Genomic DNA, 23,499 nt, shown 5'->3' on the forward strand with positions numbered 1-23,499 from the left:
TGGCAGGGTGATTAAAAATTAGTGTGGCAGTGAAGGGCCAGCGCCGCCATAATTTCGACGTCAAAATAAAGTCCTAAGACCAAATAACCAAGCGCAACCCAGGCAAAACGAATAACTTACGGCCGGATAGCCCAGCGGAGTTCGCCATGGATAGCAGACAACGTGAATTGGCCTCCGCTCTGGTTGAGCGAATCGAAATCGGCGTGATCATCCTCGATGCCGAGTTGCGTGTTCAATACTGGAACAGCTTCGTCACCCAGTGTAGCGGCAAGGCACTTGAGCAGGCGCGAAAACAGCCGCTGACCCTGATCTTCCCGGAAGCCGACACCCCCTGCCTGAGCCAGATGCTGGTCTCGGCCCGCGATCATGGCGAGCACGTCTACACCGAGTGGCTCCCCCCCACCTACCTGATTCATCTGCCATTTGACATGTCCGGGAAAACGGCCCCGCTGGCACTACAAACCACCCTGCTGTTTCCATTCAAGCGCAGCGATGACCAGCCGCTGCTGGGTTTGCTGCTGTACGACAGCAGCGCACTTGCCCGCGACAACAAGCAGCTGGATGCCGCCCTGCATACCCTGAGCAACAAGCAAGTCGAGCAGGAACTGCTGATCACCAAGCTGGGACAAGCCAATGCCCAGCTCATGCAATCGGAAAAACTCGCGGCCATCGGCCAGCTCGCTGCGGGCGTGGCGCACGAGATCAACAACCCGATCGGTTATGTATTTTCCAATCTGCAGACCCTCGCCGGGTACGTCCATGACCTGCTGCGCATCATCGATGCGGTGGATGGCGCGGTCAGTCTGGAGGAGCTGCGCCAGCTCAAGCGCAGCTTGGAATATGACTATATCCGCAGCGATGTCGAGGCGCTGATCGGCGAATCCGAGGATGGTATCGAGCGGGTCAAGAAGATCATTACCGCGCTCAAGGATTTTTCCCACTTCGAGGAGGATGAATTCCGCTTCGCCGACCTGCATCGCGGCCTCGACACCACCCTCAGCGTGGTCAACAACGAACTCAAGTACAAGGCCGAAGTGGTCAAGGATTACGGCCAGCTGCCTGCGGTGGAATGCATGCCCTCGCAAATCAACCAGGTCATGATGAACCTGCTGGTCAACGCCGCCCATGCCATCGAGCACTTCGGCCGCATCACCCTGCGCAGCGGGCACGAAGGCGATTGGGTCTGGCTGGAAGTGGAAGATTCCGGCCAAGGCATCGCACCGCACCTGCTCAACCGTATCTACGAACCCTTCTTCACCACCAAACCGGTAGGCAAAGGCACCGGCTTGGGCTTGTCGCTGTCATATAACATCGTGAACAAGCACAATGGCCGCATGGAGGTCTTCAGCACGCCAGGCCAGGGCACGCGCTTCCGAGTCTGGTTGCCGGCCCGACAGCCAGCACAGTCACAGGTCAAGGAGGGCGCCGTTCACCATGAATGAACCGAACAGCATCGCCAGCGTCCTTCTGGTCGACGATGAAGAGAACATTCTTAGCAGCCTACGCCGTGTGCTCAGGGGCGAAGCCTACAACGTGCAGATCGCCAACGGCGGCGAGCAGGCGTTGCAAATACTGCGCGGCCAACCAATCGACCTGGTTATTTCAGACGCCCGCATGCCGGGCATGGATGGCGCGGCCCTGCTGGCCGAAGTGCAGAAACACTGGCCCTCGAGCATACGCATCCTGCTCACCGGCTATGCCGACATCAGCACCACCATCCGCGCCATCAACCAAGGGCAGATCTACCGCTACATCAGCAAGCCCTGGGACGACGACGAACTGCGCCTGACCATTCGCCAAGCCCTGGCCCACCAACACTCGGAGCGCGAGCGTGTGCGCCTGGAAGCGCTGAACCTGGAACAGAACCAGCGCCTGCAGGAACTCAACGAAACCCTGGAACAGCGGGTCATGGCGCGCACCGCCGAGCTGGAACAGACCGCCGACATGCTCGATCTGGCATACGAGGAACTCAAGCGTAGCTATGTCACGGCAACCGAGGTGTTCTCCAGCCTGGTCAACCAACGCATCCCCAAGGACAAGCAGACCAATACTCAAATCATTGCCCTGGTGCGCGCCTATGCCGAATTGCACGGCCTCGACGCAGCCCCCAGCAACGACCTGACCATGGCCGCCGCGCTCTACAATATCGGCAAGCTGACCTGGGACGATCAACTGCTCAGTCGCCCTTCCGACCTGCTGTACAAGCAGGAGCGCGATCGCTACCGAGAATACCCGGTTCAGGGTGAGAGCCTGCTGATGACCCTGGAACCCCTGCAGGATGCGGCCCGCCTGATCCGCCATCATCAGGAGCGCTGGGACGGCAGTGGCTTCCCCGACCACCTCAAGGGCGAAGCCACGCCTTTTGGCTCACGCCTGCTGAAACTGGCCGTGGATTTCATCGAATTGCAGCGCGGTAGCATTCTCGAGCGCCGGTTAAACCGCGATGAAGCCCTGCTGCTGATCAACAAATACAGCGGGCGCCTCTACGATCCGCAATTGTGCAAGCAATTCATCAGCCTGTGCACCGAACTGGCACCGGACATCACCCTCGCCGACCCGAGCATTCTCGCCCTGGACACCCGCCGCCTGGAGCCTGGCATGGTGCTGGCGCGCAACCTGCACGCCGACAACGGCATGTTGTTGCTCAATGAGGGCAAGCCGCTGACCGCTCTTTTAATCGACAAGCTGCTCGCCTTCGAAGCCAGTGAAAGTGGCCACTACACCCTGTTTGTCCGCACCGCTGAGGATGCCACGGTTGCCACGGAGAAGACGCCATGATCAAGATTCAACTGCTGGATGACGAACCGCAGATACTCAAGGCGCTGCAGCGGGTGCTGCGCCCTCACGACTGGGAAGTGCATGCCTTCAGCGAGGTACAGGAAGCCCTGGATGCGCTGACCGAGCATGAGTACGCGGTGATCGTCTCCGACTTCAAGATGCCGCACCTGGACGGCGTCACCTACTTGCAATTTGCCAAGCAGCGTCAGCCCAATGCCATGCGCATATTGCTGACCGGCCATTGCGACCGCAATTCGATGATGCAGGCGATCAACCAGGCGGAGGTCTACCGTTTCATCTCCAAGCCCTGGGAGGACTTCGAGATCGAAGTCGCTTTGCGCGGCGCCATCGATCTGTTTCTCCTGCGCGATGAAAACCAGCGCTTGCTTATGCAGGTGCGCCAGCAGCAAAGCGCCATTGATCGCCAGCAACAGGAATTGCTGCGCCTGGAAGTCGAACACCCAGGCCTTACCCGCGTACGCCGCGACAGCGATGGTTCAGTGCTGATCGACGAACTGGACGACGCACAAGCCAACTGATGATCATCCGCGCTACCCAGCGCAGATCGATAAGGACGCGAGGATGGACATCAAGACCCGCCATCTGATCTACCAGGCCTATCTGCATATTCTGGCCTTCTGCATTCTGGCCCTCAGCGGCATCAGCCTGCTGGATTATCTGTTCTGGTGGCAGCCCAATACGGCCCAGGTTGTGCTCCTGCCGGACAGTGCCCTGGCCGGACTGCTGCTCGGACTTGGACTGCTGGGCTGCATCCAGCAAAAGCCCCGGCTGGCCAACTTAACCCTCAGCCTGCTGCTCGGACTGGCGCTCTACAGCCTGGCGCACAACCTGCTAAGCGGCAGTTCGGAGCAAGGCCAATCGCTGGTCAGCGGTTATAAGCGCATGCGCAGCTCCCTGGCCCTGCTGTTCTGCCTGCTCGCCTTTGGCCTGCTGCTCAGCCAGTGGGGCAGCAAAGCCAAGCGCCTGAACTGTGTGTTCGGATGCGCAGTGCTGGTGTTAGCCGGCCTGTCGCTGCTGTCATCCTGGCTGCCGGAGTTCGATGCCTGGCGCCTGGGTTTCAACACCAGCATCAGCCGCCCGGCCAATCTGTTCGCCTTGTCCACGGGCCTTGCGCTGCTTTTCATCACTCAACTGCCTGCCGAGCGCGGCCACTTGCTCTTGCGCAGCACCGTCCTGATCGGTGCCCTCGGCACCATCATTACCTGCAGCGTCTGGTATCTGCTGACCCTGCAGAACATCGAATCGCACAGCCGACAAAGCGAACTGCGGCTGGTTAACCAACAGAATGCGATCACCAACACCCTGAATACTCGCCTCTCGCTGATCCAGCGCATAGCGGAACATTGGACAGTCAACGAAAAGCTGCCCACTCACGCCCAATGGCAACAAGAGAGCCGCAACACGCTGCGCGATTTTGCCGATATCGGCGTGACGGCCCTGCTCGATGAGCACCTGCGCCCGCAACGGCTGCTCGGCCGCAGCCAGGTAGAAACCGAACGACTGACCACCCTGCTCAGCCAAGCCAGCCCGCGCGCATGGCTAGAGCGCCTGCCCCTCGACGGCAAGCCACACATGAGCGAGGCGTATGACCTCGCCACCCAACCGCAGGGACTGATAGCGATCCGCCTGACCTTGCCGAACAAGCCTGGCTGGACGCTGGTAGCCAGCCTGGACCTGAACCGCGCCCTGCAGGACAGCCTGGGCAGGATGCCGAATGACAACGGCATCCAGGTCTACCAAGGCAAGCATCTGCTGTTCGACAAAACCGACTACCCGCCCAGCGAGACCGGGGCCAGCAAGATGCTCGGCCCGACCGCCAACAACTGGCAGCTGGTCAGCTATCAGGACGCCAGTACTAGCAGTCGGACCACCGACCACTTGCCCGGGATCGTGGTGCTGTTCGGCCTGGCCTTCAGCCTCGTCATCATGGTCAGTCAACGCCTGGCCCTTTTGGCCATAGAGCACTCGAAGCACCTGCAGCAGAGTAACCGGGTGCTTGAGCAGAGCCTGCACCGTCAGGCCGAACTGCAGGCCCTGAATCAGCGGATCATGGACTACTCCATGGACGTGCTCTGCTCGATCGATGCCCAGGGCTGCTTCACCCAACTCAGCCCGTCCGCCAGTACAGTGCTCGGCTACTCGCCAGAAGAGTTGATCGGGCGCCCCTACTTGCAACTCATCGCACCCGAAGACCGCGAAGGTACTCAGGCCACGGTCGCCGCCATCATGGCGGGCGAATCCCATCACGGCTTTCGCAACAGCGCTCGCCGCAAGGATGGCAGCATCGTCCACCTGCTCTGGTCCGCAGGCTGGTCGGAGAACGACCGCACCCTGTTTGCCGTGGCCCACGACGTTACCCGCCTGGTGTACAACGAAGCCTACGCCGAGGATCAGCGCGACATCCTCAGCATGATCTCCACCGACCAAGCGCTGCCGGAGATTCTCAAAACCATCTGTCTGCTTGCCCAAACGCAGGCCCCGGAGACATTGTGCTCGGTGTTACTGGTCGATAAACAGCAGAAACACCTGATTCATGGTGCGACGCCGAGCCTGCCAGACCGTTTCAACCAGGCAATGCATGGCATCGCCATCGGCCCCAGTGTCGGCTCGTGCGGCACCGCCGTGTATCGCCGCCAAGTGGTCATCGTCGAAGACATCGGCAGCGACCCGCTGTGGCATGAGTTTCGTGACATTGCCTTGGAGCATGACCTGCGTGCCTGCTGGTCGATCCCGCTGATCTCCCACCACGGCGATGTACTCGGCACCTTCGCCATCTACAGCCATCACCCCGGCGGCCCAAACGACCACGATCTACAACTGATGGCCACCGCTGGCCAGCTGGCCGCCATCGCCATCGAACGCCAGCACGACCGCTTGCGCCTGCAGGCAAGCGAGCAGCGCTACCGTTCACTGTTCACCTTCAACCCCAACCCGGTGTTCTCGTTCGACCTGAAGGGCAATTTCGAGAGCATGAACCAGGCGGGCTGCCAGCTATCGGGCTACAGCGAAGCGCAACTGCTCGGACAACACATGTCGATGCTGGTACACAACGAAGACCTGGCTCTGATCCAGGACTACATCGACTCCGCCAGCAGCGGAGGCAGCCAAAGCTACGAAGTCCGCTGCCGCAACAGTGATGGGCAACTCTTGGAAGTCGACATCACCAACCTGCCGATCATCATCGACGAGCAGATCGTCGGGGTGTTCGCCATCGCCAAGGACATCGGCGAACGTAACCGCATGACCCGTGCCTTGCGCGAAGCCTTGCAGCACTCCGAACACCAGGCCGAACTGCTGCGCGGCCTGAGTGAAACCGCCGTCAACATCAACAGCATCATGGGCACCCAATCACTGCTGGACTACATGAGCGAACGCCTGCGCCTGCTGCTCGGCGCACACCAGTCGGCCATGAGCCTGAACCGGGGCAACAACTGGCCACAGTCGATCAATGCCGTCTCGCTCTCGGAAAAGTACGCGGCCTGGCATGACGCCCCCACCCCGTTCGGCGACAGCGCCATCCGCAGCCTGACCGGCGAGACCAAGCAGCCGACCCTGCTGAGCCAGGCGGAACTGGAACAGCACCCCTGCTGGCCGGAGCTAAGCAGCCCCGACAAGCACCACCTGCCCATGCGCGGCCTGCTTGCTGTGCCCCTGAGCGACCACAGCGGAACCCTATTCGGCCTGTTGCAGTTATCAGACAAATACGCCGGCGAGTTCAACCCGGACGACTTGGCGATTGCCCAGCAGTTTGCCCAGATGGCGGTGGCGGTATTGGAGAACAACCGCCTGATGCAAGCGGTGATCACCGGCGAACGACGCCTGAAAACCCAGCTGGGGTTCACCTCGGCGATCACCAACAGCATCGCCGAGGGCCTGCTTGCGGTAGATCGCCAGGGCCTGCTGAGCTTCGTCAACCCCACCGCCGCCGAACTGCTCGGCCAACCGGCGCAAACGCTGCTCGGCCAGGCCCTGGCGAGCTTCCTGCCACTGGCACTCAACGACAGCGAGCATAACGAACGAACCAGCAGTTTCCACGGCGAGATCAGGCTGTCGCTGACAACCCTGGGCGAGCGTTATATCGCCTACGACAGCGCCCCCCTGCTCGATGATGATACGCCCCAGGGCTGGGTGGTCGCCTTCCGCGACATCACCGCGCAGAAGGAGGCTGACAAGCAATTGCGCCTGCTCAAGCGCAGCCTGGAGGCCAGCTACAACGGTGCGCTGATCTGCGATGCGCTGGCCGATGACCAGCCGATCATCTACGTCAATCCGGCCTTTGAGCGCATTACCGGCTATAGCGCAGCAGAAGTCATCGGTCGAAATTGCCGCTTTCTCCAAGGGGCTGAGCACGCTCAAGCGGGCATCAGCGAAATTCGCCAGGGCCTGGCGGAAAAGCGCGACAGCCATGTGGTCCTGCGCAACTTCCGCAAGGATGGCACGCCATTCTGGAACGACCTGTATATCGCCCCAGTGCCTGATGAAGAGGGCAATATCACCCACTTCATCGGCGTACAGAGCGATATTTCCGAGCAGAAACGCTACGAATCCGAACTGGCCTACAACGCCAGCCACGATGTTCTCACCGGCCTGCCCAACCGTTCGCTGCTGGAGGATCGCCTGAGCCAGGGTTGCCAGATCAGCCGCCGCTACAAGCGCAGCCTGGCCGTGATGTTCATCGACCTGGATGGTTTCAAGCCGATCAACGACAGCATGGGTCACGGTGCCGGCGACCTGATTCTGATCGAAGTGGCGCAACGCATGAACCTGCAGGTACGTCCAGGCGACACCGTGGCGCGTCTTGGTGGCGACGAGTTCATCGTCATCCTGCCGGACCTGGCCCGCGAAGAGGATGTGCTACTGGTAACAGACCGGATCATGGAGAGCATCGCTCGGCCCTACACGGTCGGCGGCGTCGACCTGCACATCACCGCAAGCATCGGCATCACGCTCAACGACGGCAGCATCGAGCAGCCCATGCAACTGATCCAGCAGGCCGACCTGGCCATGTACAAAGCCAAGCAGCAAGGCCGCAACAACTATCAATGGTATACCGAGGATCTCAACCAGAAGGTCAGCGAGCGGGTGACCTTGCGCAACGAGATACAGAAAGCCATCGACACCGAAGCCTTCGAACTCTACTACCAGCCGCAGATCGACAGCCGCAATGGCCGGGTGATTGGTTACGAGGCGCTGTTGCGCTGGCAGCATGCCGAGCAGGGGTTCATTTCGCCGGCGCAATTCGTGCCCATCGCCGAGGATACCGGACAGATCATTCCGCTCAGCGAGTGGGTGCTCAAAACCGCCTGTCGCGATGCCCGCGTGCTGCTCGATCAAGGCTTCGATGGTGCCGTCATGGCCGTGAATATTTCACCGGTGCAGTTCCAACGCGTCAACTTCGTCGAGTTCGTGCGCAGCTGTCTTGCCCAGGCCCTGTTGCCGGCAGAACGGCTGGAGCTGGAAATCACCGAAACCGTGTTGTTGGCTAATGCCGAGCGAGCCATCTTCACCCTGCACGCCCTGAGAGACCTGGGCGTACGCATTGCCATCGATGACTTCGGCACCGGCTTCTCCAGCCTCAACTACCTCAAGCGCCTGCCCATCGGCAAGGTCAAGATCGACCGCTCCTTCATCCAGGATGTGATCAGCGACCGGCATGATGCGGCGATCACCCAAGGCATCATTTCCATGGCCCACCACCTGAAGCTCAAGGTGATCGCCGAGGGCGTGGAAACCGAAGAACAGGTCGCCTTCCTGAAGAAAAGCCACTGCGATGAATTCCAGGGCTACTACTTCGCCAAGCCCTTACCGATGGCGACGCTGAAACTTTACCTTCAGCAGCAGCGCGCCAAGGATCGCCTGCCTGCACCAGGCAGTGTTGCCGTTAGCGGCGCGCAGACCCTGCTACTGCTCGATGACGAAGAGAATATTCTGCGTGCCCTGACCCGGGTACTCAGGCGCGACGGCTATCAAATCCTTACGGCGAGCCGGGCACAAGATGCCTTCGCCCTCCTGGCAAAGCACGAGGTACAAGTCATCATCTCCGACCAGCGCATGCCAGAAATGAACGGCACCGCGTTCTTCAGCCAGGTCAAGGATCTCTATCCGGATACCATCCGCATCGTACTCTCCGGCTATACCGACCTGACATCGGTGACCGAGGCAATCAATCAGGGCGCCATCTACAAGTTCCTGACCAAACCCTGGGACGACGCGCAATTGCGGGCCACTGTTGCCCAGGCGTTCCAACACCATGTACTGGCTCAGCCAAAAGACGACTACTCAGCCCCAGCGCCGGCAGATAATCCAAGCCCGCGCATAGACTGACAGTGCGGCAGGGTGGTTGCACCGAAGCCGCTGCTGACCACGCAGGTCAGCATGGCTTCCTGACCCGCTAGCGGCGGCCAACCAGCATTCGCCGAGAAGATGGGAGCACCCTCGGCGAGTAGCCAGGAAGTCATTCGGGGCAGTCTGCAGGCGTAGGGCTTGCCCGGTCTTCATCCAGTACGCTGCTGGGCAAGGTGCCGAGCGCTGACTCCGGTATAAGAATCGCCTGCTGCTGAAGTCAGATATCCACGCCCGGCGCCCAGGGATTGCTGCCGACGCGGCGATCCTTGTTACTCCGTCGCTCTTCCTGGAAGCGGATATCGGCGCGGCGCTCCTGCATTTTGCGGCGTTCGCCGCCACCGCGCGTATCGATCTGGTACTTTGCTCGGCCCTTGCTCACCTCCTCGCCGACTTGCTCAGCAAGAGGTTCGAGCGCCAGGTCGTCAAGGGAAATGTCGGAATTGTCATGACTGGCCATTGGCGTACTCCATGTCATCCTGCCTTACTGGCATTGAACTCACCTGACAGCCTCATGGTGCTCGCGCGTTAAAGGGAAACATCGAGCGTCGTCGTGAGTTTTTTCACAAGCGCTCAGCGCTGCCTTGCTGACCAGGTCTGTGAATAGGCTAGTACGGCTTGGCCTGGCACGACAGGCACGTCGTCGCCTTGTGCAAAACTGAACAGGGTTGCAAACGGCAGCCATCGTAGCGCATCGGACTCCCGGGGAGGCAACAGCATGCCCAAATCCGCAGTCAAACCTGCCCCAGGCATCCCGCGCACGATCTGGGCACTGGGTCTGGTCAGCCTGTTCATGGATATGTCATCGGAACTGGTGCACAGCCTGTTGCCGCTGTTTCTAGTGGGTACCCTGGGCGCCAGCATGCTTACGGTCGGGTTGATCGAAGGGCTGGCCGAGGCCGCCGCGCTGCTGGTCAAGGTGTTTTCCGGCGCATTCAGCGACTTCATCGGCCGGCGCAAAGGTTTGCTGCTGTTCGGCTACGGCCTCGCCGCGCTGAGCAAACCGCTGTTCCCCCTGGCCGGATCGGCGGAAACGGTTTTCGTCGCGCGCCTGCTGGACAGAATCGGCAAGGGCATTCGTGGCGCCCCGCGCGATGCGCTAATCGCCGACGTGGCCCCAGCCGCTATCCGCGGTGCCTGCTTCGGGCTGCGCCAGTCGATGGATACCGCAGGTGCCTTTCTCGGACCGATCCTGGCGATCCTGCTGATGCTCTGGCTCAGCGGCGATATCACCCTGGTGTTGTGGTTTGCGCCGATCCCCGCCCTGCTGGCGGTGGCAGTGCTCTGGGGCGGGGTCAGCGAACCGGCACGGCCAGCGAGCGCCCGACCGTTACGTTCGCCTGTGCGACTGAAATCCTTAGCGCAGTTCTCCACGGCATTCTGGTGGGTGGTCGGCATAGGCGCGGTCTTCACCCTCGCCCGTTTCAGCGAAGCCTTTCTGCTGCTGCGCGCTGCGCAACTGGGCCTGCCCCTGGCCTGGGTGCCCCTGGTCATGGTGGTGATGGCCGCGTTCTACATGCTCTCGGCCTATCCGGCGGGCCAGTGGTCGGATCGCATCGAGCGCAGCACCTTGCTGGGCGCCAGCTTGCTGCTACTGATCCTCGCCGACCTACTGCTGGCCTACGCCGAATCGGTCATCACGGTCATGTTCGGCGTCGCCCTTTGGGGCCTGCACATGGGCTTCAGCCAGGGCACTCTGGCGGCGCTGGTGGCGGACACTACGCCAGCCGAGCTCAAAGGCAGCGCCTTTGGTCTGTTCAATCTGGTCAGCGGTATCGCCGTGCTGCTGGCCAGCGCGACCGCCGGCTGGCTATGGCAGTCCTATGGCGCTGCGGTGGCCTTTTATACCGGTGCCGGTCTGGCGGCTGCCGCGCTGCTCCTGCTCGGGCTCAAAAGGATGGGGCGATAAGGTGCAACCCGGCCTGCTCAAACCAGGTCATAGCCGTGGCCAGTACTGTTTATCGGCAATCCGTGCCAGCCCTGGCCACACCGGCCAATTCGCGGTCAGACAGCCGTCATGCCTATGCTGTATCTTCGGGCGAATGCTGCGACAGCAGCCTTGCTGATGAGAGAGCCACGCTAGCAGGCCCCCGCGCCCTCTCGCCACCGCGGAGAAGCCCAGGAGCGGTACGCCAGGAGCTATTCGGCGTCGAGCAGCGAGAATCGCGGCATGAGCGCCATCGACGCAGCCGGACAGGGCGAAAGCGTGCCCCGGAAGCAGAGCCACAGCTTGCTGATCTCACCCGCAGCAACGAGAGCCTCAAGGGCTCTGCGCTGCAGCTCCGGGTCAACACGAATAATCCAAGGACACCATGATGATTGAACCCATTTTGCTCACTGCGGCCCGTCTCTGTACCTTCAATCAGCAAAAGCAGTTGACCAATGCCAGCAGCTTTTTCTTCGCCCGCGACGAGCGCCTGTTCCTGGTCACCAGCCGGCACGTGATGATCGATGCGCAGAACCAGCACTTCCCCGATCGTATCGAGATTGAACTGCATACCGACCCGAACAATATCGCCCAGTCCATCGGCATCTCGATCCCGCTCTACCGCGACGGTGAACGCCTGTGGCGCCAGGGCCTGGACTCCACTGGCGAGATCGATGTGGCGGTGATCGAACTGGATCGCGCCGCCTTACCTGCTACCGCGTTCTACCGCGCCTTTACCCCAGAGCACCTGTACGGACCGACCGCCGAGGTCGAGGTTGGCACCTCCCTGCTGGTGGTCGGTTTCCCCCTGGGTTTCCACGACACCCTGCACCACATGCCGGTGGTGCGTCAGGCAGTGATCGCCTCCTCATTCGGCTTGCGCTTTCAGAGCAAAGGCTATTTCCTCAGCGATGCCCGGACTCACCGCGGCATCAGCGGTGCGCCGGTGGTGACGCGGGTCGCCAATACCCCGGAGAATGGCCTCGGCGACTTGCCATGGATGCTCCTGGGCGTGCACTCGGCCCGTCTCGATGTAGGCACCCGCGACCTGCAACTGGACGAAGCGCTCGGGCTCAACTGCACCTGGTACGCCGACATACTGCTGACCCTCACCGAGAACTGAGCGCAGTTCAGCGCGGGCTCTCGGTCCGGCCTGTAGCAACCAACGAGAGTCACGCCTCAAGCTGTCCGGCGACTATGGATAGCTGGCGAAAGCCCTGGCCATCGCGCACGACAAACAGCGCATCCATGCCGCGTGCCTGCGCCAGCTCAGGCCCGGCCACTTCCCCCAGAACCAGCAAGGCAGTCGCCCAGGCATCGGCGAGCATGCAACTGGAGGCCAGCACCGTTACTGCCGCGAGCTGGTTGCAGGCAGGCGCACCCAGCGCGGGATCCATGCTGTGCGAATAGTCCTGATGCTCAATCTCGACCCAGTGCCGGTAATCCCCCGAGGTGGCGATGGCCACATCGCTGAGCTCCATCACGCCCATGACCTCGCGCACACCGCGAACCGGCTTCTCGACGGCAATCGTCCAGGCTTGCCCATCCGCTTTCAGCCCGCATGCGCGCATTTCGCCGTCGATACCCACCAGATACCGGCTGACTCCCCAACCCTCGAGGCAATGGGCCAGTTGGTCGACGCCAAAGCCTTTGGCGATACCCGACAGGTCCAGCGTGATGGGCGCGCGCTTACGCACCCGGTGATGTACTTGATCGACCTCCAACACCTCCGTCGCCTGCTGCCGCCGCCGCTGTGCCGGCAAATCGGTCGGCACTTGCCCGCCGGGGCCAAAGCCCCAGGCATTGACCAGGTCGCCCACGCCGATATCAAACGCGCCGTTGGACTGACGACCGATGCGCAACCCCGTCGCCAGCACGCTGAGCAGTTCTGGCGGGATATCCAGCCATTGCTGCTCAGGCAGTGCATTGAGCCGACTCAGAGCCGAGTCGGCTTTCCAGCTCGACATCTGCCGATCCACCTGGTCCACGGCGGCGAACAGGCTGGCCGCGATGGCCGACTCATCCAGCCCCGGCGCGGCAAAGAATAGAGCGCTATATCGAGTGCCCATGGTCGCGCCGTTGAGGCTGTAGCGCTGCAGCGTGACCGCGCTGTTGGGCGGGGTTTCAGTAGACATCTTCACGGTAGCGTCCCTGCGCTTTGAGCGTCAGCACATTGAGGTTGAGCGGCAGCAACACGTGATCCAGCGCCTGCATCACGCTCTTCGCCATCTCGCGGCTACCACAGACCAGGATCTGCGCGCCTTTTTCAATCAGCCGGCGCATGTGCAAGGCATCGGCCAGGATGCGGTCCTGCACATAACTGCAGTCGTTGACCCGCGAAAAGGCCGCATTCAGCTGGCTCAGTCGTCGATCCGCGAGGTAGCGGTTGAGTTCTGGCTCATAGAGAAAATCGGACGCCGGATTGCGCCCGCCCCAGTACAGGTGCATCGGATGCCTGGCGCGGTTGTTGCGGATAAACCCGGCCAGGGGGCCGATGCCCGTGCCAGCACCGATCAGGATCACCGGGGCTTTACCCGACCCCGGCCGGAAATCCGGGTTGGGCTGGATAAAGGCGTCCATCCTGGCCCCGAGCGGCAGGTCATGCAGAAAGCCGGAACACAGCCCCCCGGGGTGCTTGCGCACACAGATCTCCAGTACCCCATCAGCCGACCCACTGGCCAGCGAATAGAAGCGTGGCACCGGACTGCCCGGCGGCACGATGCCAAGCAGGTCGCCCGCCTCGAAATGGCCCAAGGTACTGGCGCCGAGCAGGCGCTTGAGCCAAGCGACATTACCCGGCGGTGCAGCTGCCTTGAAACGCAACACACTGGTAGGCGCTTGCACCTGCGCACCATACTCGACCCGCTCCACCAGCTGCCAGGACTGGCTGCGCGGGCGCACGGGCTTGTGCACCAGGGCCAGTTCCTGGCCGAGCAACTGGCCAACGGCGTTGCCCCAGCGGGCAAACGCCTGAGTGGATTGGCGATCGATGGTCTCTAGCGCCAGCAACCGTGGCCAGCCCCGCTCCAGCAACGCCGTTTCGGTCACCTTGGCAAACTGACAGAATTGCGGGAACTGCCGATCGCCAAAGCCCAGCACGGCAAAACCGGCCCCAGGCGGCAACGTAGTCTTGGTCAGCCGCGCCAGAAACTGCCGGGCCGACGCCGGCGCATCACCATCGCCATAGGTTGCCGTGAGGATCAACAGACGCTGCGCATGGCGATATTCGCTCGCTAGCTGGTTCATTGCCGCCGTGTGCACGCGCAGGCCAGACTGGTGCAGGGCGTCATGCAGGGTTTTCGCAAAGCCCCAGGTACTGTGGTTTTCACTGCCGACCAGAATCACCGTATCGGCCCATTGCGCGGCGCTGTTATGAGCCAGCCGAGGCATGGCCTGGTGGCGCAGCCACCACAGGCGCGCGCCGGTGATGCTCATCAGCGGCACGCTAAGCGCGCTTACGCCCAGCAGCAGGCCGAGCCACCAGAGCCCCTCCCCGGTGTGCAGCTGGTAGATCAACTCATACACCCGCCGCGCACTGTCATGCGCCTGGTAGGACAGCAGCGCACCACTGGCTTGATCGACATAGCCATCGCCCTGGGCGGTACGCAGCGAATAGACATCGCCGGGGTCGCTGGGATTGGGGTACACCAGTTCGCGCAGATCGTTCAAATCGGTGGCCCGCAGCGCCGCCAGGCTGGCCACCGGAGCGGCCGGACCGGGGTCCACTGTTTGCGGAAAGTCGGGTTCACGCTGCATGCCATCGGCAATCAGCTCGAAGTTCGCCGCCGACATATAGATCCCGCTCAGCGCGGACAGCAGCAGGCCCAACACCACCAGGCGACCCACTTCGGCGTGCCAGCGCTGGCTGAAGCCGCCGCGTAAGGGACGCAGCAGCTGGCGCCAGCCGCCCAGGCGTTTGGCCAGCAAGGCCAGCCCTGAAATCGACAACAGCAACATGACCAACGCGGCAATACCCGCGACCGCACGCCCCGTGCTACCCAACAGCAACGAGCGATGCAGGTCTTTCACCCAGGTCGAAAACTCCGACGGCGCATAGGTGCCAATGCCTTGCCCGGTGAGCGGGTCGATGCGCTCGGCACCGGCCTGGCCGTTTTCGCTGTAATACACGATGAGCGCGCCGGAGGGGCTGCGCTGCAGCTGCTCGGCTCCCGGATAGTAGTGCGCCACCCGCCCGGCCAACTCGGCGACGCTGACCTGGCCGGCGGCAGGCACTTTGGCATCGAGCCTTTCCAGCGCCGGGTTGACCGACAGGACGCCACCACTGAGCGCCAGCAACATGACCAGCAGAGCGGCAAGCAGACCGGGCAGTGAATGAAGCTGGCGTAGCATGGTGCATCTCCTCTGGGCGGATGTGATTACAGGTCGTAGCTGAAGGCGTCGATATAGCCGCTGCCGCTCGCGGACTTACCGGCGCCTTGGCTGGTCAGCGCCACCTTTACCTCGGCGCGGTGCTCGCGCTTGTCCTCGACCGCACTGTCCACGCGTATTTCATAGCCGGCGTCGATCAGCGCATCGGCCAGCTCGACCGTCACTTTCAGGGTCTGCCCACTGCCAACACTGGCCCCGGTGACACCGTCGAACTCGCTGGAATTCAAGCCGCTGCCTCGCGCCCAATCGCGCAGATGCTTGTAGTACTTGGCCTTCTTGCCGGCGACCCAGAGCGTACTCTGGTACTGGCCATTGGCATCGGTGAGGTAGAACGCCAGGTAGGCGTCGTTACCGCGGTAGCTCTTCAGTTCGGTGTTCAAGGTCACTGCGCGCGCCTGGACAAAGCCTGGCAGCACGATGGCGCTGGCAAGACAAACGGCGGCGGCAATCTTTCTCATGGCATGGCGTCTCATCGCGTATCTCCGGTTCACTGGTTATGTCGTGCACCCTAGCGCCGAGAGCTGACAGCAAGCTGAACGCGCTGGCGCCAGTTGTTCTGGCTGGTCACTGGGTCAATTGGCTGCCTTGCAGGTATTCGGACGCATCGCCGTCGGGCCTGAAGTCAATCTCCAGGGTGCGAATCGACAACGACGCGGGGGCGAACTTGGCCTCGAACTTGTTACCCCAGCGATCAAGCCCCCTGACCTCATAACAGCCGTCGTCCACCTTGATCCGTTGCACCGTCCAGCCGTATTGCGCGACCTGCTGGCGCAGCACTTCGCGCGGTTGCCAGTCGGCTACCGGATCCACGCAATCGTCGCTGGCCAGGACGTTGCCAGTCACCAGCGTAGCGAGCAGCGCGGCAGTGATATAAAGCGCAGATCTCACGGTGTTTCCTCCTGCCTGAGCATATGTGGCATACCCTAGCGCGACTTCCTGACAACAACCTGAAGGGCGCCCTTAAGGCTACTGTCAGCTCCAGCCGTTAATGTGCAGGCCGGCAACTGAACACTAGAGGTGTGTATGCGGGTATTGCTGATCGAGGACACTGCGGGGCTAGGTGAAGCGGTGCGCGAGCAAATTGCCGATGACGGCCATGCCGTGGATTGGGTACTACGCCTCGCGCACGCCGAAGCGAGCGTACGCACGACTGCCTATGACCTGATCTTGCTCGACCTGATACTGCCAGATGGGCGTGGCCTGGACTTTCTGCGCCAACGGCGCAGCGCGGGAGATGTCACCCCGGTCATCATCCTCACGGCGCGGGACCAGATCTCCGACCGGATTGCCGGCTTGAACGCCGGAGCCGACGACTATCTGGTCAAGCCCTTCGACCTGTTTGAACTGTCCGCACGGGTCGCCGCAGTGGCGCGCCGCTACAGTGGTAATCCCAACCCGCAGATGCAGCTGGGTGAACTGCAGATCGACCTGTCTGCCCACAGCATTGCGCGCGCCGGCATTGGCGTGGATCTGACCGCACGCGAGTGGGCGTTATTCGAAGCCTTTATCCAACGCCCCGGTGCGCTGCAGTCGAAAGCTCAGCTCGAAGAACGCCTGTACGCGTTCGGTGCCGAAATCGAGAGCAATACCATCGAGGTATACATCAGCCGCCTGCGCAAGAAACTGGGTCGCGAACTGATCGAAACCGTGCGTGGCATGGGTTATAGGCTGGGCTCGAAATGAAACCTGCAGCCAGCCTGCAAAGACGCCTGGGTCTGGGCCTGACCCTGGGCATTACGCTGCTCTGGCTGCTGGCCACGGCAGGCGCCGGGCTGGTTGTCCAGCACGAGCTGGATGAGGCCTTTGACAGCGCCCTGGAGGAAACCGCGCAGCGGATTCTGCCCCTGGCCGTACTCGAGATCGTCAACCGAGAAGAACCCCGCGCGCTGCAGCATATTGCCTCGCTGCAAGCGCACAAGGAGTACCTGACGTATCTGGTGCGCGATAACCACGGCAATACCCTGCTGCAATCCCATGATGCCGACCTGGCAGTATTCAATGCGCAGCCACTCGAGGGCTTCACGACGACCTCTAGCCACCGCCTGTATGCCGCCAGCGCGCTGCGCAAAACCGTATTCATCGAAGTCGCCGAACCCCTGGCGCATCGCCATGAGGCGGCTTGGGGCGCGTTGCAAGCATTCCTCCTGCCGCTGCTGCTGTTGATTCCGCTCAGCCTGTTCGGCACCTGGCTGTTGGTACGCCTGAGCTTGCGCAGTGTGCTGGCCTATCGGCGCGCGATCGAGACCCGTGGGGCCGGCGATCTATCCCCGATCAAAGCGGCGCGGTTGCCCGCCGAGATCAATCCGCTGGCGGATGCCGTCAACCACCTGATGGAGCGCCTGCGCCGAGCGCTGGAGGCCGAGCGCAGCTTTACCGCCAACAGTGCCCATGAATTACGCACGCCGCTGGCGGCGACCCTGGCTCAGGTCCAGCGCCTGCGCCGCGAGATCCCCGAAGGCCCGCTGCAAGAGCGGGCGACGCAGATCGAGGCGTCACTGCGCGAACTGGCACGTCTTTCGGAAAAACTCATGCAACTGGCCAAGGCCGAAGGCGGCGGCCTGCTGTCGGAGACGCCACAAGATCTGCTACCGCTGCTGGCGCATGTGGTCGAAGACCTGCGCCGCACGGCCGGCGGACGTCTGCACCTGCAGTTGCCGAGCACCGAGGCAGTGCTGACGACAATCGATCCGGATGCCTTCGCCATTTTGCTGCGCAACCTGATCGAGAACGCCATGAAACATGGCGCCAGCGATCAGCCTATCGAGGTGAGTCTGTCCAGCACGGCACTGCTACAGGTGGTGAATGCAGGCCCGCTAGTTCCCCCGGCACTGCTGGCGCAACTGAGCGAACGCTTCGTGCGAGGCCCTGGCCAGGCCGAAGGATCGGGGCTTGGCCTGGCGATTGCCGCGGCTATCGCCCAGGGCGTGGGCGCTCGCCTGCTGCTAGCTTCGCCGGCACCAGGCAAAACCGACGGCTTTGCCGTCAGCGTGCAATTCGCACCTGCTTGAGCGCCAGCGCGCCTACCTTCTGGCGGGCGTGCCGAAAGCGGTCACTCCTTGCTCAGTGCCACATCGACGATCTGCTGCGCCTCGCCAAGAATCCGCTGCAGGTGCGCCTGGTCGCGGTAGCTCTCGGCGTAGATCTTGTAGATGTCCTCGGTGCCCGATGGCCGCGCGGCGAACCAGCCGCCGGCGCTGATCACCTTGATCCCGCCAAGGGCCGCACCATTGCCCGGCGCCTTGTCGAGCACCTGGGTGATCGTATCGCCGGCCAACTGGGTGCTGCGCACCTGCTCCGGGGTGAGCTGGCTGAGGGCTTTCTTCTGCACCGGGGTGGCCGGCGCATCGACGCGATCGGCCACTATCTCACCGAACTCCTCGGTCAGGCCGCGATAGAGTTCGCCCGGGTCGCGAGCGCAACTGGCGGTCATTTCCGCGGCCAGCAGCGCCAGCGCCATGCCGTCCTTGTCGGTGGTCCAGACGCTGCCGTCCCGGCGCAAGAAAGTAGCACCGGCGCTTTCCTCACCGGCAAAGCCCAGCGAGCCGTCGAACAGGCCGCCGGCGAACCACTTGAAGCCGACCGGCACTTCCAGCAGCGGCCGACCCAGGCGGGCACTGACCCGATCGATCATGGCGCTGCTGACCAGGGTCTTGCCCACCGCCGCCGTGGCGCTCCACTGCGAGCGATGCTGGAACAGGTAATCGATGGCCACGCTGAGAAAGTGGTTGGCCGGCAGCAAGCCGACGCTGGGCGCGACTATGCCGTGGCGGTCGTAGTCGGTGTCGCAGGCAAAGGCGATGTCGTAGCCATCCTTGAGGCCGATCAGCCGTTGCATGGCGTGACTCGACGAAGGGTCCATGCGGATCTGACCGTCCCAATCCAGGCTCATGAAGGCGAACTGCGGGTCTATCACCTGGCTGACCACATGCAGATCGAGCGCGTACTGCTCGGCGATGCGCGACCAGTAATGCACGCCCGCGCCGCCCAGCGGATCGACGCCCATACGCAGGCCAGCCGCGCGGATCACCTCAAAATCGATCACGCTGCCCAGGTCACCGACATAGGCCGCCAGGTAATCGTGCTGATGGGTAGTCGGCGCCTGAAGCGCCTGGGCCAGCGGCATGCGCTTGACCGCCTTGAGACCGCCTTCGAGCAAGGCATTGGCGCGGTTCTGCACCCAGTTGGTGATGTCGCTGTCAGCCGGGCCGCCATTGCACGGGTTGTATTTGAAGCCGCCGCTGTCCGGCGGATTGTGTGACGGGGTGATCACGATGCCGTCGGCCAGGCCCGTGGCGCGCCCCCGGTTGTGTACCAGAATGGCGTGGGATATCGCCGGGGTCGGGGTGAATTCGCCACCGGCGGAAATCATGGTCTGCACGCCATTGGCGGCCAGAACTTCCAGCGCGGTGTCGAGCGCCGGTTGCGACAGGGCATGGCTGTCCGCACCGATATACAGCGGACCAGCGATGCCCTGCGCTTCACGGTAATCGCAGATCGCCTGGCTGATGGCGAGCACGTGCCACTGGTTGAAGCTCGATGCCAACGAACTGCCGCGATGGCCCGAAGTGCCGAAAGCCACGCGCTGGGCGGCCACGCCGGGATCGGGCTGCAGATCGAAGTAGGCGGCCAGCAGTTGCTCGATATCGACCAACATCTCTGCAGGGGCCGGCTTGCCGGCCAAAGGATGGATTCGTGAACTCAAAATTGTCTCCCTGAATAACAGCAACAGACCCTAGCCTAACAGGCACCGACACAATCACCGACCGCCCGGCCTCCACTCCAACCATTTTACCCAGCCAGCGCCACGGGCGGATCTCTGGCAGGTCTTCGCCCTGGTTTTCGACATAGCGCAGGTTACGGATCACACCGGCACCCAACTGTCGCGCTGAACTGCGTCACTTGCGTCGTAGTGCTGCGTAAGCAATGACCCTGACATCCGGCGGCTAAGTGCGCTAACGCACAGACGTCTCGTCTGGCCGTGGACATTGTGACAATCACACGACTATGTATTTTTTGCGCGCAGCGCCAATCATGCCGGATGCCCGAACAGCAATAGATCAAGCCCCCCAATGACTGCCCTGCCGAACCGCCCACGCAGAATGGTGGTCCCCAGGACGGCATCCCAGCAAACAACATTCATGGCAACAGTGCGGTGACAGCACAACCCACTGCAATACTGATCCCAGTGGAGAAACAGCATGCCCTTGCACCCGTGCAAAAACGCACTCACCTCTGGCGTCGTCTTTGCCATAGTCGCAACAATGAGCAACACGGTCGGCGCGCAGCCACTATCTCAGGATGTTGCCGATGCCCGGCAGGAAACCCAAGTCTGGAAAGCCTATGCGCTGAATCCGCATTTAAGCGCTGACCACCTTGAGGTGTCAGTGCTCAATGGCAAGGCCACCCTGAGCGGCGAGGTAGAGACCGCCGCCAACAAGACGCTGGCCAAAGCCATAGCGCTGAGCGTCAAGGGAATCCTCGCCGTGGATAACCGGATAGTGGTGCAAACGAAGCTGATTGAGGTCGACAGCCAGGTCCGGGCTGGCGCCGAACAATCTGGCAGCGACAGCTGGATCAGCGATCCAGGGCCGTCGGCCTTATTGCACACCAACGCTACAAGTACTCCCCTTACTCCGCTTGAGCGCGGCGCAGTGAGCAAGCCGGGTGACAAGCCAGCCAACCGGGCAAAATTTCCAACGGAGCAAGAACGGCCACAGCCCTCGCCCGAACTTAAACGTCTTAATCCAGATGCATTCAGGTTTTAGTTCAGCGGGTGATCGCTGATAGCGCTGTTGCATGCTGCAGGCATAGGCCCCCCATGCCATGGATATGGTTCAAAGGAGTGAATACGACATGGCCAATCGAATCCTGATCATCAGCGCTGACGCCGCTGATGCAGCGGTGTTGCAGGAGGTACTGGGCAAGGCCAAAGACGGCCTATTCATCATCGAATGGCTGACCTGTCTTGGCGATGCCCTGGAAAGGCTCAACACCGGCGATATCGACGCGATCCTGACCGCCCTCTCGCTGCCTGATTGCCAAGGTCTGGAGACCTTCGACCAGTTGTTCGCGCTGGTACCCCACACGCCCATCATGGCCCTCTGCGAAGCGGATGAAGAGCTCGCGGAGCAAGCGGTCCAAAGGGGCGCACAAGGCTACCTGGCAAAAGGTCATCTTGGCAGTTACCTGGTCGCGCAATCGCTGCGCAATATCATCCAGCGCAGTGCCGTCAGGGAAAGCGTCTTGATAGAAAAAGCGCGTGCCGAGACCACCCTCAACTCGATCAGCAATGCCGTCATAGCTACCGACCTGTCGGGCAATGTCGACTACCTGAATGTGGCGGCCGAGCAGATGACCGGCTGGTCCCGGCAGGAAGCCGGCGGCCGTCCTATCACCGAGGTGATGCATATCGTCAACAGTACGACGCGTGCGCCCGTGCACAACCCGATCCAGTGGGTACTCGAGCAGGGCAAGCCGCAGGTCCTGTCCGCGGGTACGATCCTGATCAAACGCGATGGCAGCGAAGCGATGATCGAGGACTCCGCCGCGCCGATCCACGACGCCAACGGACAGCTCAGCGGCGCCGTGATCGTGTTCCATGACATCACCGCCGCGCAGGCGATGAGCGTGAAAATGGCCCACTTGGCGCATCACGACTGCTTGACCAATCTACCCAACCGCCTGCTCCTCAACGACCGCATCGCACAAGCGATAACCCTGGCCGAACGCCACGGCACTAGTCTCGCCGTACTGTTCCTCGACCTGGACAACTTCAAGCACATCAACGATTCACTGGGCCATGCCATCGGCGACCAACTGCTGCAATCGGTTGCTCAACGCCTGTGTGCTTGTGTACGTAATTCCGACACGGTGAGCCGCCCGGGGGGCGACGAATTCGTCGTGCTGGTCGCCGAAGAACATCAGGCGCAAGACGCTGCATTAACGGCAAACAAGATCCTCAGTTCCCTGGCAAGGCCACACCGCATCGCGGCCCATGAACTGCACGTGACGAGCAGTATCGGCATCAGCATTTATCCAAACGACGGCCTGAGCGCAGAGAGCCTGATCAAGCAGGCCGACACCGCGATGTACCGGGCCAAGGAACATGGTGGCAACAACTTCCAGTTCTTCAGGAATGAAATGAACATCCACGCGCACGAGCGGCGACTGGTCGAGCGCCATTTGCGCGCGGCATTGGCGCGGCAGGAGTTCGTCCTGCACTATCAACCCAAGATCAATCTGCTTAGCGGCACCCTCATGGGTGCAGAGGCACTGCTGCGCTGGAACCACCCGCAATGGGGGCTGGTGCTGCCCAGCCGTTTTGTGTCGATTGCGGAAGAATGCGGCCTGATTGTGCCAATTGGTCGCTGGGTGCTGGGTGAAGCCTGTGCCCAGGCCAAACGCTGGCAAGAAGCCAGCTCGCGGGCCACGCCGGTTGCAGTCAACCTCAGCGCAACAGAGTTTCGCCATGAGGATTTCGTTGCAGGTGTTCGCGCCATCCTGAGCGACAGCGGATTGGCACCCGGCAACCTACAACTGGAAGTGAGCGAACGCGTATTGATGCGCAATGCCAAGGCCAGCATCGCGATACTGCATCAACTCAAGGAGATGGGCATCCAGATCGCGGTGGACGACTTCGGTACCGGTAACTCTGGCTTGAACTACCTGAGTCAGCTCCCGATCGACGCCGTGAAAATCGACCAGTCGTTCATCCAGGCCATTGGTTCCGCTAACGGCAATGAGGCGATTGTCCGCACCGTGATCGCCATGGGCGCCAGCCTCAATCATCGGGTGATCGCCAAAGGCATCGAGCAGCAATCGCAACTGGCATTTCTGCAACAACAGCAGTGCGAGGAAGGACAGGGTTACTATCTCGGTCGGCCGCTGGTTGCAGCGCAGTTCTCCAGGTTTCTGCGGACGGGCCTTGGCACAACGCTCTAGCAGGCCGTGTTTAACCCAGTATCGGCAACGCAGGTAGTTTTCAACAGCCTGCTAGGCCATGCTGCAGAAGTCTGTTGCGCGAAGCGAACCGAGCCCTGTGG

At 61.9% G+C, this 23,499-nt stretch carries 16 protein-coding genes; 10 read left to right on the forward strand and 6 right to left on the reverse strand.

Annotated elements, in window-relative coordinates; translation table 11 throughout:
* The first annotated feature begins 146 nt into the window (after positions 1 to 146).
* Genes PH586_RS18015 through PH586_RS18030 form a run of 4 tightly spaced genes read left to right on the forward strand, consistent with a single transcriptional unit; the run spans position 147 to position 9,123 of the window.
* Positions 147 to 1,442: an ATP-binding protein gene (locus PH586_RS18015; RefSeq protein ID WP_271349135.1), complete on the forward strand. Its 1,296-nt coding sequence runs from the start codon at positions 147 to 149 to the stop codon at positions 1,440 to 1,442.
* Positions 1,435 to 2,778, forward strand: a complete 1,344-nt coding sequence (locus tag PH586_RS18020) for an HD domain-containing phosphohydrolase (RefSeq protein WP_271349136.1) — start codon at positions 1,435 to 1,437, stop codon at positions 2,776 to 2,778. Before PH586_RS18015 ends, PH586_RS18020 begins: the two co-directional genes overlap by 8 nt.
* Positions 2,775 to 3,317, forward strand: coding sequence for a response regulator (locus PH586_RS18025; RefSeq protein WP_271349137.1), 543 nt, complete (start codon positions 2,775 to 2,777; stop codon positions 3,315 to 3,317). The genes PH586_RS18020 and PH586_RS18025 overlap by 4 nt, the downstream gene beginning before the upstream one ends.
* Before the next feature lie 43 nt (positions 3,318 to 3,360).
* Positions 3,361 to 9,123, forward strand: a complete 5,763-nt coding sequence (locus PH586_RS18030; RefSeq protein WP_271349138.1) for an EAL domain-containing protein — start codon at positions 3,361 to 3,363, stop codon at positions 9,121 to 9,123.
* Between the two features lie 238 nt (positions 9,124 to 9,361).
* Here PH586_RS18030 and PH586_RS18035 read toward each other — a convergent pair whose 3' ends face one another.
* Positions 9,362 to 9,601: a hypothetical protein gene (locus PH586_RS18035; protein ID WP_271349139.1), complete on the reverse strand. Its 240-nt coding sequence runs from the start codon at positions 9,599 to 9,601 to the stop codon at positions 9,362 to 9,364.
* 258 nt (positions 9,602 to 9,859) lie between these two features.
* Here PH586_RS18035 and PH586_RS18040 point away from each other — a divergent pair, with 258 nt between their 5' ends.
* A complete protein-coding gene (locus tag PH586_RS18040; RefSeq protein ID WP_271349140.1) occupies positions 9,860 to 11,050 on the forward strand; it encodes an MFS transporter in 1,191 nt (396 codons plus the stop codon).
* Between the two features lie 406 nt (positions 11,051 to 11,456).
* Complete coding sequence (locus tag PH586_RS18045) at positions 11,457 to 12,191, forward strand: S1 family peptidase (RefSeq protein WP_271349141.1); 735 nt, start codon at positions 11,457 to 11,459, stop codon at positions 12,189 to 12,191.
* A gap of 49 nt (positions 12,192 to 12,240) precedes the next feature.
* Here the strand turns inward: PH586_RS18045 and PH586_RS18050 are convergent, their stop codons facing one another.
* The 4 genes from PH586_RS18050 to PH586_RS18065 form a co-directional block, all read right to left on the reverse strand.
* Positions 12,241 to 13,203 carry an FAD:protein FMN transferase gene (locus PH586_RS18050; RefSeq protein WP_271349365.1) on the reverse strand — a complete coding sequence of 321 codons (963 nt, stop codon included), beginning with the start codon at positions 13,201 to 13,203 and terminating at the stop codon, positions 12,241 to 12,243.
* Entirely contained in the window at positions 13,193 to 15,418 is a 2,226-nt protein-coding gene (locus PH586_RS18055) for a PepSY domain-containing protein (RefSeq protein ID WP_271349142.1), read from the reverse strand. Before PH586_RS18055 ends, PH586_RS18050 begins: the two co-directional genes overlap by 11 nt.
* Positions 15,419 to 15,444: 26 nt before the next feature.
* Positions 15,445 to 15,915 carry a DUF2271 domain-containing protein gene (locus PH586_RS18060; protein ID WP_271349143.1) on the reverse strand — a complete coding sequence of 157 codons (471 nt, stop codon included), beginning with the start codon at positions 15,913 to 15,915 and terminating at the stop codon, positions 15,445 to 15,447.
* A gap of 106 nt (positions 15,916 to 16,021) precedes the next feature.
* Positions 16,022 to 16,345 carry a PepSY domain-containing protein gene (locus tag PH586_RS18065; protein ID WP_271349144.1) on the reverse strand — a complete coding sequence of 108 codons (324 nt, stop codon included), beginning with the start codon at positions 16,343 to 16,345 and terminating at the stop codon, positions 16,022 to 16,024.
* Positions 16,346 to 16,480: 135 nt separating this feature from the next.
* Between PH586_RS18065 and PH586_RS18070 the strand changes: the two genes are divergently transcribed.
* The gene (locus PH586_RS18070) at positions 16,481 to 17,140 is read left to right on the forward strand and encodes a response regulator (protein WP_271349146.1); all 660 of its coding nucleotides are present in this window, start codon (positions 16,481 to 16,483) and stop codon (positions 17,138 to 17,140) included.
* Positions 17,137 to 18,465, forward strand: coding sequence for a sensor histidine kinase (locus tag PH586_RS18075; RefSeq protein ID WP_271349147.1), 1,329 nt, complete (start codon positions 17,137 to 17,139; stop codon positions 18,463 to 18,465). The genes PH586_RS18070 and PH586_RS18075 overlap by 4 nt, the downstream gene beginning before the upstream one ends.
* Positions 18,466 to 18,506: 41 nt before the next feature.
* Here PH586_RS18075 and pgm read toward each other — a convergent pair whose 3' ends face one another.
* Positions 18,507 to 20,159: a phosphoglucomutase (alpha-D-glucose-1,6-bisphosphate-dependent) gene (gene pgm, locus PH586_RS18080; protein WP_271349148.1), complete on the reverse strand. Its 1,653-nt coding sequence runs from the start codon at positions 20,157 to 20,159 to the stop codon at positions 18,507 to 18,509.
* 496 nt (positions 20,160 to 20,655) lie between these two features.
* Between pgm and PH586_RS18085 the strand changes: the two genes are divergently transcribed.
* Entirely contained in the window at positions 20,656 to 21,222 is a 567-nt protein-coding gene (locus PH586_RS18085) for a BON domain-containing protein (protein WP_271349150.1), read from the forward strand.
* Between the two features lie 88 nt (positions 21,223 to 21,310).
* The gene (locus tag PH586_RS18090; RefSeq protein ID WP_271349152.1) at positions 21,311 to 23,398 is read left to right on the forward strand and encodes a putative bifunctional diguanylate cyclase/phosphodiesterase; all 2,088 of its coding nucleotides are present in this window, start codon (positions 21,311 to 21,313) and stop codon (positions 23,396 to 23,398) included.
* Positions 23,399 to 23,499: the final 101 nt, after the last annotated feature.

Origin of the sequence: Pseudomonas aestuarii (assembly GCF_027988105.1) — a bacterium.
In the GTDB taxonomy this organism is placed as follows: domain Bacteria; phylum Pseudomonadota; class Gammaproteobacteria; order Pseudomonadales; family Pseudomonadaceae; genus Aquipseudomonas; species Aquipseudomonas aestuarii.